Origin of the sequence: Halolamina salina (genome assembly GCF_042678005.1) — an archaeon.
Lineage (GTDB): Archaea > Halobacteriota > Halobacteria > Halobacteriales > Haloferacaceae > Halolamina > Halolamina salina.
On record NZ_JBHUDH010000006.1, the window covers coordinates 1,825 to 11,295 of the forward strand.

The window sequence follows — 9,471 nt, forward strand, 5'->3', positions numbered from 1 at the left end:
GCGAGCAGTGAGGGCTGTGCGGGGCGGTTGCGGTCACAAGTGGTCATGCTCACTCCGCGGTCGCATTCATCGTGGATGTAGCGAAGATAGAGGCAGCCAACTCCGCGGTCGTGATCGCCGTTAAACGAGCAACTACCGTGCCCACTCACGAACGAAGTAACGAAACGAAGACCGAGAACTACAGCAACTGCGCCACGATCTCGTCCTCGAACGCCGCAGTCCCGGCGGCGATCCGCGCGCCGGCGACGAACAGTTGCTCGTCGGTCTCCTCCGCGATGTGGTCGGTGAACTGCTCCAGCCACGTCAGCAGGTGCTCGTCGAGGAACACGCGCTCGAAGCCGACGGTCTCGTCCTGCCCGGCGCGCTGGCGCTCGATCAGGTTCCGCAGGAACGCGAACTCCACGGCGATGTGGTCGTTCTCCTCGCCGTACTCCTCCGGCGGGTTCCAGCCCGCAGCACCGTAGCTGGCCTCCACGTCGGCCAGCCCCTCGCCGATGAACTCGGTGTCGTCCCGGTAGTACGTCTCGTGGGGGAGCACGTTCGGCCGGGGACCGACCATCAGCGCGGTGTACTCCTTGGCGAGTTCGTTTGTCACCTCCGCGGGATCGCGCCCCTCGTTTTCCTCGATGAACTCCTCCAGCGCGGCGAAGCCGGCGTCGAGGTGGTCGTTGACTTCGTCGCCGGGCGTCTCGATCTCGCCCGCGAGCAGGCGTTCGATGAACGCCTCGTCGGGCGTGTCGTGGAACACTTCGATCACGAAGTCGACCAGTTCGATACGTGCGTCGTAAACGGCGGTTTCGTCCATTAGTTACCCCTGAAACACGATCTGCGCGCGGCACTCGTCGCAGTACTCGAAGATACTGTGCTCGGTGTCGCCGGCGACGCCCTCGACGAGGTCGCCGACCTCGTCCTGCACCTTCTCCATCGACCCGCGGCTGGTGAAGGGAGTGCCACAGCGCACACACTCGATCATCTCGCCCTCGAAGACCGGCTCCCACTCCTCGCCGTCGCGGTTCTCCGGCAGGCGCGAGCGCTCCAGCCCGGGCTCGATGGTGATGGCGCCCTCCGGACAGCCGCTCTCACAGAGCCCGCAGTTCACGCAGTCGGCGTGGTTGAACTGCAGTTCGCCGTCGCCGGTCCGCTGGATGGCGTCGGTGGGACAGAGCGTCGAACAGGTGGGCGTGAGGTTGCAGTCGTCGGAGACCTCCATCCGGCCGAACGTGTCCAGCCCGCGGATCACGTCGCGGTCCGGGTCGGTCGCGGCCAGAATCCGGCGCAGCGACTCCAGCGCCCAGTCGTGGGTCGTGAACGGCTCGCGGGGGGAGTCCGGCCGCCCGGTGCCGGTGGCCTCGTGCTCGCCGGTCGGGAGCGGCGACGGTTCCAGCCCCTCGACGAACCCGTCGAGCTCGTCGGCGAAGCTCGCGGGGTCGTCGCCGGCGGGCGCGAAGAACGCGGTCCGCGCGCCGAGCTCCAGATCGTTCGTGGCGATGTTCATCCGCTCGACCAGTTCGGCCTTCGGGTCGGGACCGGAGTGGAGACAGTCGTCGCCACAGCCGACGATCGCGACGCCGTCGGCGCCGGCCGCGAGCGCGTCGGGCACCTGCGCCTCGCCGACCGTGTCCGTACAGTTCACGCGGACCGGGAGGATCGGCTGGTAGGAGATGTCCTCGCCGCGGCCCGCGCGCCGCCCGTAGCTCTCCAGCGCGTCGGCCGCCTGCTCGGAACAGACGAACGCGATCACCGGCGACTCGATACCGCTGTCGCCGCCGAAGAAGCTCGAGAGCCGACCTCCCTCCTCCATGTCGAGCAGGGATTCGACCTCGCGCGCGAGACGTTCGTTCGACGGCTCCCGGAGTTCGACCGCGCCCGTGGGACACGCGGACGTACACGCGCCACAGTCCATACAGGCGGTCTCGTCGAACGCGACTTCGTCCACCGCGGGCCGGGAGACGGCCTCGTGGGGACAGGCCTCGGTACAGCGCGTACAGCCCTCGACGCCGGAGTCGCCCGAGGCACAGAGATTCATGTCGATGTCGAGGTGCTGGGGCTTGGATGCCCCGCCGAACTGGCTCTCGACGGTCGGGGGGACGCCGCCGTCGAAGTGCGAGAAGTAGCCCAGTTGGCCCCCGCGACCCCGCGTCGGCCCGCCGGGGTACACCACCTGATCGGCCTCGATCGTGCGCTCGACGCCTTCAGGCTCGATGGCGTCGACCGGGCAGCAGTCCAGATACTCCCCGTCGGGCGCGTCCGGCGCGATGTCGACCGGGTAGGAGCTGACCGCCTCGTCCGGGCCCTGCTTGACACACTCCATGCAGCCGATGCAGTCCTCGGTGACGCGGGCCTCGACGGTGAGTTCGAACTCGCCGAACGATCCCGAGAGGTCGCGCACGCGGCCGCGCTCGACATCCACGTCATCGAGGTCGTGTTCCGGCTCGCCGAAGTCCAGCCCGTTGGCGAGCAGCGTCACGTCGGCGCGGCCCGACAGCGACTCCGCGGCGGCGGCGTCGCCGACGACGACCACGTGGTCGCCGGCCTCCTTCGACACCGTGCGCGAGGGCGCCTCCTCGCGCAGGCCGGCCACGGTCGCGTCGATGGTGCGGGCGGTCTTCTCGGTCGCTTCGGCGGTGTCGTGGACCCAGCCCGACCCCTCGCGGTGGTCGACGAACGCCGTGGCGTCGGGGTGGAGTCCCTGCGCCTCGGCCATCTCTTGGATCCGCCGCTGACAGCCGGCGTCGGGGGCGGTCGCGACCACGTGATCGAGGTCGTACTCCTCGACGACGGCGGCGGCCTTCCCGAGGCCGTCGCCACAGAGGTGGCTCGCGCTCGCGACCACCTCCACGTCCTCGTCGCCGACGCCCTCCCTGACGCCCTCGGCGTCGATGGCGTCGGGGGCGCCGCAGTCGCAGACGAACGCGCCTACCTTCATCGTCCGAGCGCTTACCCACCGCTCCCAATAGGGCTTGCGACACGGGCAGTTTTGATTTTGGCTGGCCGAAAAAATACCCGTGGGGTTCGGCATACCCGTTTCGCGATAGCGGAAATCGGGGACGATGTTGCGGTAAACAGTTTCATTTCGAGCGAGAATCGTGTCGATTCGTCTCCAAACCCCGGTACTGCCGTGCGATGGATTGAAGGAGTACCCGTTCATGTATCCGTTAATTCGCACCGGCACGCATCGTCGGTGCGACATGATACAACAATGAGTTCACAACCAGTCTCCCTCGACCTGGACCGCAGGTCGTTCCTGAAGGCGAGCGCGCTGGCCGGCGCAGTAGCCCTCGGGGGCGGCGGCGCGGGACAGGCACTCGCACAAAGCGACGGGGAGGTCGACGGAACCGACGAAGAGGGCGAACTCACCAAGACGGTCTGTAACTTCTGTGCCGTCGGGTGTGGGTTCCGGGGCGAACGCAAGGGCAACGCCTTCGTCGGGCAGGAGCCCTGGCACGAGAACCCGATAAACAACGGCTCGCTCTGCTCGAAGGGCGCCGCGATCTACGGGAGTGAACACTCCGAACGCCGTCTCAAGCATCCGCTGATCAAGGACGGCGACAGCTGGCGCAAGGCCGGCTGGAGCGAGGCGCTCGACAAGGTCGCGGACGAGATCAACCAGATCCGGGAGGAGCACGGTCCCGACTCGGTCATGTGGATGGGGTCGGCCCACTTCTCCAACGAGGAGTCCTACGCGTTCCGAAAGCTGAGCAGCCTGTTCGGGACGAACAACGTGGACCACCAGGCCCGGATCTGTCACTCCACCACCGTCGCCGGCCTCGCGAACACGTGGGGTTACGGGGCGATGACCAACACGATCAACGACTACCGCAACTTCGACCTCAACATCATCATCGGCCAGAACCCGGCCGAGGCCCACCCGATCGCGATGCAGCACATCCTCGAGGGCCAGAAGCGCGGGGGCGACATCGCGGTGGTCGATCCGCGGTTCACCAAGACCGCGGCGAAGGGTGACTACTACTACCGGATGCGGCCCGGTACCGACGTGGCCCTGATGATGGGGCTGATGAAGTATCTCCGGGACGAGCAGAACCTCGACCGGGAGATGCTCGAAGAGCGGGTCATGGGCTGGCCGGACGTCGAGGCCGAACTCGACCAGTACGACCTCGAAACCGTCGAGGACATCACCTGGGTCAGTCAGGAGCAGATTCGGGAGCTCGGCGACCTGATCGCCGAGAACGCGCCGAACGTCCAGATCGAGTGGGCGATGGGCGGCACCCAGCACAACAACGGGACCCAGAACATCCGTTCCTACGCGCTCACCTCGCTGGCCTCCGGGAGCGCCGCCCGTTCCGGCGGCGGCCTGCAGGTCATGCGTGGCCACGCGAACGTGCAGGGGGCGACCGACCTCGCGGTCGCGAGCCACATCCTGCCCGGCTACTACTCGGTCGGCTCGCCCGGCTCGTGGCGCTACTGGACTGACGTCTGGAGCAAAAGCCCGTACACGAGCGGGGAGATCACCTTCGAGGAGCTGTACGACGAGTACGACCTGATGCCGGAGGAGAAGTACGCCCGGCAGTCGGGTGAAGGGGAGGTCGACGAGACGTTCCCGAACGACCGCTCGATGATGTTCCAGAAGGGGATGACCGTCGCGCGGTGGTTCGACGGCGGACTCCCCCAGGAGGAGCGGCTCAACGAGACGCCGCTGTACCAGCCCGACGAGCTGAAGGCCGTCGTCATCTGGGGCCACTCGCTGAACTCCATCTCGGAGATGCAGAAGATGAAGGACGCGATGGACCGGATGGATCTGGTCGTCGTCGTCGACGTGTTCCCCTCGGTGGCGTCGGTGCTCTCCGATCAGGACAACGTCGTGATCCTCTCGGCGGCCTCGCAGTACGAGCACCACCGCTCGCTGACGAACTCCCACCGTTCGGTCCAGTGGTCCGAGCCGGTGCGACCGCCGTCGCACAACACGAAGCCGGACCTCGAGATCATGCAGGAGCTCGCGGCCCGCTTCGGCTTCGGCGACCACTTCGACTGGGGCTCCGGCCCCGGGCTGTACAACGGCAAGAGCACCTACGAGGAGGTGCTCCGGGAGGTCAACCTCGGCGTCCGGACGATCGGCTACCAGCAGGATCCCGAACGCCTGCAGGAGCAGCAGGAGTACGACTACGCGTTCTCCACGGACAACCTCCGCTGTGAGGAGGAGGGACTCCCCGTCTCCGGGGAGTTCTGGCAGCTCCCGTGGCCCTGCTGGGGCGAGGGTCATCCCGGCACCCCGATCATCTGGAACGACGACCTCGACCCGCGAAACGGCGGGCAGGACTTCCGCGCCCGGTGGGGGGTACAGGCCCCGACACCCGAGGAGTGGGAGGAGATGGACGTCGGGGACAAGGAGTACCCGATGCAGGAGACGTACGATCAGGACGGCGAAGAGGGCCTGAACCTCCTGCGTGACCCCTACGAGCCCGAGTGGGAGTCCGACTTCGACGGCGAGGTTCAGGGCGTCCCGCAGTACCCCGGCTTCGCGACGACGCTGCCGGAGGACTACTCCAACCCGGACCAGCTCTCGCTGCCGTACGCGTACGCGCTCGATCCGAACCAGTCCGTCTACGACACGGCGGTCGCGATGAACGAGCGCTACGGGACGGACTTCGACGAGGACTGGTACGAGCAGTACGACTACGCCCAGCCGGACGCGCCGACCGGGCGTGGCCGCGCACGCGGTGTGGTCTGGGGTTTCCTCGACACGGTCCCGGTTCACCGGGAGCCGGTCGAGAGCCCCCGTCCCGACCTCGTGGAGGACTGGCCCGCGAACGGGCAGCAGACCAACTTCTACCGGCTCGACCAGAACAACGCGGCGGTCCAGGAGCGCGCGACCGCGGCCGCGAACGATCCGGGCGACGAGTCGGCGTTCAGCACGGTCATGACGACCGGGCGGCAGGTCGAACACCAGGGTGGCGGGGCAGAGTCCCGCTCCAACGAGTACCTGGCCGACCTCCAGCCCCACATGTACGTGGAGATCCACCCGAACATGGCCGAGGAGATGGGGATCGACGGCGGCGACCTCGTCGTCGTCTCCACGACGGACCGCGGGTCCGTCTTGGTGAAGTCCCGCGTCACGCCGCGCCCCGGCCACGGACCGGAGGAGGAAGAGATCTTCCTCCCGTACCACTGGGGCGGCATCGCGAAAGGTGAGAGCCTGCTCGATAAGTACCCCGACGGCAACGAGCCGTTCGCCATCGGCGACTCGGTGAACTTCATCACCTCGCGCGGGTACGACGTGGAGACACAGATGCAGGAGACGAAGGCGGCGCTGGCGAAAGTCCGCCCCGCCACACAGGAGCTGGTCGACGAGCTGAACATGGACGTCGATCTGGAGACGTTCACGTTCCCGCAGGACGAGGCGGGCTTCGGCCAGCAGAAGGACTTCGACACCCGCGACAACACGACGGTTCAGTAAAATGTCTACCAACGAATCAAACTCCGAAGTCATCGGCCAAGGGGTGATGAGCACCGGCGAGGATACGCGCATCTTCCCCGACGTGGCCGCGTGTATCGACTGTGGCGGCTGTGTAGTCGCCTGTAACCGAACGTGGGACATGCCCCGCGACGAACAGCGGATCAGCATCTCCACGATGCTCGAGGGCGAGGAGGGCGCCGAGGGTCTCAACGCGAATCCCTCGCAGGCGATGGCCCAGGGCGAGAGCCCGGGCGAGACCAGCGTCCCGATGCAGTGTTACCACTGCGAGAACGCGCCCTGCGTCTCGGTCTGTCCGGTCGACGCGCTCGTCAAGAAGGACGACGGGTTCGTCGACGTGCGCGACGACGTCTGTATCGGCTGCCAGTACTGCCTCTCGGCCTGTCCGTTCGGCGCCCCGCAGTTCCCGGGCTCGAACGACGGCGCCGCGGAGATCTTCGGTACCGGCGGCACGATGGACAAGTGTACGATGTGTCAGGACCGACAGGACGTCGGCAAGGGTCCGGCGTGTGCCGAGGAGTGTGCGACCGACGCCATCCTCGTGGGCACGACCGAACAGATCGCCGACGAGCTCGAGAAGCGTGACTCGGGGACGTTCTTCAACGACGAGGCGATGGAGATCGTCTTCGGTGAGGACGAGGCGAAGGAGGCGTTCGGCGTATGAGCAACTCGACCGCAGAGAACGGCGCCAGCAGCTACTCGGGGACCGTCGTCGCGGTCAACGCCGTGATCTCGGTGGCGGTCGCGCTCGGGTTGGTCTGGGTCGTCAACGGGTTCAACGTGTTCTACGAGCGGCTGGACCGCGTCTCGCCCACCGTCGAGGGCGGCGGGATCGGCAGTGCGTTCGTCACCGGCAACGAGATCGAGTGGCTCGTCTTCCTCGTGGAGGCGATGCACGCGATCGACGTGCTGATGGGGCTGTTCATCCTGGTGATGGTGTTCCTCCACTGGGGGGCGTTCCGACGCCTCGCGGGGCGGATGCGCCAGCCCGGCGAGTCCCGCGTCGCGACCGACGGAGGTGAGAACGAATGACGAACCTCGATCACGGGAAGTTCACGCGCATGACGACAGTGTTCCACTCGCTGCTCGCCATGGACGTGTTCTTCCTGTTCTTCACGGGGTACGCCATCATGTTCAACGACGAGCTCTGGTGGATGCTCACCCTGATGGGTGGCTCCGGCTCCGTCGCCGCGCTCCACCGCGCGTTCGGCGTCGGCCTACTGGCGCTGGTCGTGTTCTGGATGCTGATGATGGTGACGACGGACACCGGGCGCTCGAACTTCCGTGAGATCATGCCGACGCCCGGCGACGCGAAGGCGTTCGTCCAGGACATCCAGTTCGTGCTGGGCAACGCCGAGGAGCGCCACCCCAACGCCCGACAGTTCGCTGGCGGCACCGCCGACGAGATCCCGCTGCTGAGCTACGTCGGCAAGGGCGTGGTGTTCATCTTCGCCGCGGAGCTGACGCTGCTGTCGATCTCGGGCCTGCTCATCTGGAGCAAGACCGGGCTGATGCAGTACTTCGCGACCCGGACCGCGGCGATGGCGTTCGTCGTGTTCCACGGCCTGCTCGGGGTCGTGATGCTGATGGGTGTGATGTTCCACATCTTCGAGCACGGGTTCCACCCGGCGTTCTTCCCGGTGGAGACCAAGGCGTTCATCCCGCGCTCGATGATCCCCGAGGAACACAGCGACGACGTCGAGGGGACGGGCATCCAGCACCTCGAGCTCTCGCCCAACTGGGCGAGCGCGTCCAACCTCGGCGGCGCGGCGACGGTGATCGGGATCGTCAGCGTGCTGACCGCCAGCATCTTTGACACCGGCTACCCGGTGTCGCTCGAACTGCTGGTCGGCGGCGGCCCGACGAACCTGCTGCTGACCGTCGGCGTCAACATCGGCGTGCTCGTGCTGTTCCTCGGCATGGTGCTGTCGGTGTACGGCAACCTCGTCCGCATCCGCTGGGAACAGCGCATGGCCGAGGAGGAGGAGGCCGACAGCGTCGAGGCCGAAGCGGCCGACTGACGCGACACTCGCGGTTTTTCCTTTCTTTCCGATCGAACAGCCGCCGCTCCCGGGTGCGAGGATGTGCCGCCGACGGAGAAAAAAGGGCGTTAGGAGATCAGTTCCGCGCTCTCCGTCGACAGTTCGACGGTCACGTCCTCGGTGGCGTGCTGCTGGATCTGATCGATGTTCCGCGTGAGCACTTCGAGCACGTCCTCGGGCTCGGGGTAGACGAGCATGTTGCCGTCGTCGTCCTCCATCACCAGCTGGGTGTCGGAGAGCTGGATCTGGCCGTCCTCGATCGAGGCGACGATCGACGACAGCGCCTCCGAGCCGCCGGGCTCGCCCTCGACCACTTTCGTGATGTAGAGGCTGTCCATGCCGATCAGGTCTTTGTACTCCCGAATCCGCTCGGCGCAGCTGACCATGTCGCGGGTCACTGCCGTCTTCTCGGGGTTGCCGTGTTCTCCTTCGTAGCAGTGTTTGCAGACCCGCAGTTCCATCCGCATACTCCGCTGTGAGGGATGAGGGCGGATATAGCTGTCCACCTCGGACGACCGCTCGGCGACCGGGGAGTTATTACGGGTGCGCCGTAAGGGGGAGGTATGGCTGGCGAGCTACTCAACATGGCGTACGCGTGGGCGGCGGTCGTCGTCGCCGTCGTGGGCGTTGTCGGAACGATGCAGTTCACTGACGGACCCGAGAACGACAAGACCGCCTCAGGCATCACCGCGATCGCGGTCGTGGTGTTCGTCGTCGCCGTCGTGGCATCGATAACGCTGTAACCAGGCGCTGACACGCCGCCGAACTCCGGTAGCGACACCGGCGGCGACAGCACGCCTTCTCCCGTTCTCTCACCGTCGCGTAGCACCGCTCAACCGAAAACTACCGCTGGCAGTCCCAGCGCCGGTCCGCGAGCCGGTCCAGCAGCGTGCGAACGTCGTCCGCCCCCGCGGTGACGGTGGCGCTCTCCCGGTGGGCGCCGACGGTCGTCACGGTCGCCGTCACCCATGACAGTCCCTCTCCCTCCAGCAGCCACCC

The 9,471-nt window shown here is 66.7% G+C and carries 8 protein-coding genes; 5 read left to right on the forward strand and 3 right to left on the reverse strand.

The window, feature by feature from the left end:
- Positions 1-178: 178 nt before the first annotated feature.
- Together ACFR9S_RS00735 and ACFR9S_RS00740 are read right to left on the reverse strand one after the other, a co-directional pair.
- Positions 179-805 (reverse strand): TorD/DmsD family molecular chaperone, encoded by a 627-nt coding sequence (locus ACFR9S_RS00735; RefSeq protein ID WP_379732821.1) that lies wholly within the window; start codon positions 803-805, stop codon positions 179-181.
- A 3-nt stretch (positions 806-808) separates the two neighbouring features.
- Positions 809-2,926, reverse strand: a complete 2,118-nt coding sequence (locus tag ACFR9S_RS00740; protein WP_379817751.1) for a 4Fe-4S dicluster domain-containing protein — start codon at positions 2,924-2,926, stop codon at positions 809-811.
- A 273-nt stretch (positions 2,927-3,199) separates the two neighbouring features.
- Here ACFR9S_RS00740 and ACFR9S_RS00745 point away from each other — a divergent pair, with 273 nt between their 5' ends.
- The 4 genes from ACFR9S_RS00745 to ACFR9S_RS00760 are packed head-to-tail and all read left to right on the forward strand — an operon-like array spanning position 3,200 to position 8,451.
- Entirely contained in the window at positions 3,200-6,412 is a 3,213-nt protein-coding gene (locus tag ACFR9S_RS00745; RefSeq protein WP_379731390.1) for a formate dehydrogenase subunit alpha, read from the forward strand.
- Between the two features lies 1 nt (position 6,413).
- Entirely contained in the window at positions 6,414-7,094 is a 681-nt protein-coding gene (locus tag ACFR9S_RS00750) for a 4Fe-4S dicluster domain-containing protein (RefSeq protein WP_379731389.1), read from the forward strand.
- Complete coding sequence (locus ACFR9S_RS00755) at positions 7,091-7,462, forward strand: hypothetical protein (RefSeq protein WP_379731388.1); 372 nt, start codon at positions 7,091-7,093, stop codon at positions 7,460-7,462. The genes ACFR9S_RS00750 and ACFR9S_RS00755 overlap by 4 nt, the downstream gene beginning before the upstream one ends.
- Entirely contained in the window at positions 7,459-8,451 is a 993-nt protein-coding gene (locus tag ACFR9S_RS00760; RefSeq protein ID WP_379731387.1) for a cytochrome b/b6 domain-containing protein, read from the forward strand. Before ACFR9S_RS00755 ends, ACFR9S_RS00760 begins: the two co-directional genes overlap by 4 nt.
- Positions 8,452-8,540: 89 nt before the next feature.
- Here ACFR9S_RS00760 and ACFR9S_RS00765 read toward each other — a convergent pair whose 3' ends face one another.
- Positions 8,541-8,939, reverse strand: coding sequence for a hypothetical protein (locus ACFR9S_RS00765; protein ID WP_053947779.1), 399 nt, complete (start codon positions 8,937-8,939; stop codon positions 8,541-8,543).
- A 96-nt stretch (positions 8,940-9,035) separates the two neighbouring features.
- On the opposite strand from ACFR9S_RS00765, the gene ACFR9S_RS00770 reads away from it, so the two are divergent.
- On the forward strand, positions 9,036-9,215 hold the full coding sequence (locus ACFR9S_RS00770) for a hypothetical protein (protein WP_379731386.1): 180 nt from the start codon (positions 9,036-9,038) through the stop codon (positions 9,213-9,215).
- Positions 9,216-9,471: the final 256 nt, after the last annotated feature.

What these genes read in the sequence shown, in the direction of transcription:
- ACFR9S_RS00735 (WP_379732821.1), bottom strand. Translation starts at nt 805, where the DNA reads ATGGACGAAACCGCCGTTTACGACGCACGTATCGAACTGGTCGACTTC.
- ACFR9S_RS00740 (WP_379817751.1), bottom strand. Translation starts at nt 2,926, where the DNA reads ATGAAGGTAGGCGCGTTCGTCTGCGACTGCGGCGCCCCCGACGCCATC.
- ACFR9S_RS00745 (WP_379731390.1), top strand. Translation starts at nt 3,200, where the DNA reads ATGAGTTCACAACCAGTCTCCCTCGACCTGGACCGCAGGTCGTTCCTG.
- ACFR9S_RS00750 (WP_379731389.1), top strand. Translation starts at nt 6,414, where the DNA reads ATGTCTACCAACGAATCAAACTCCGAAGTCATCGGCCAAGGGGTGATG.
- ACFR9S_RS00755 (WP_379731388.1), top strand. Translation starts at nt 7,091, where the DNA reads ATGAGCAACTCGACCGCAGAGAACGGCGCCAGCAGCTACTCGGGGACC.
- ACFR9S_RS00760 (WP_379731387.1), top strand. Translation starts at nt 7,459, where the DNA reads ATGACGAACCTCGATCACGGGAAGTTCACGCGCATGACGACAGTGTTC.
- ACFR9S_RS00765 (WP_053947779.1), bottom strand. Translation starts at nt 8,939, where the DNA reads ATGCGGATGGAACTGCGGGTCTGCAAACACTGCTACGAAGGAGAACAC.
- ACFR9S_RS00770 (WP_379731386.1), top strand. Translation starts at nt 9,036, where the DNA reads ATGGCTGGCGAGCTACTCAACATGGCGTACGCGTGGGCGGCGGTCGTC.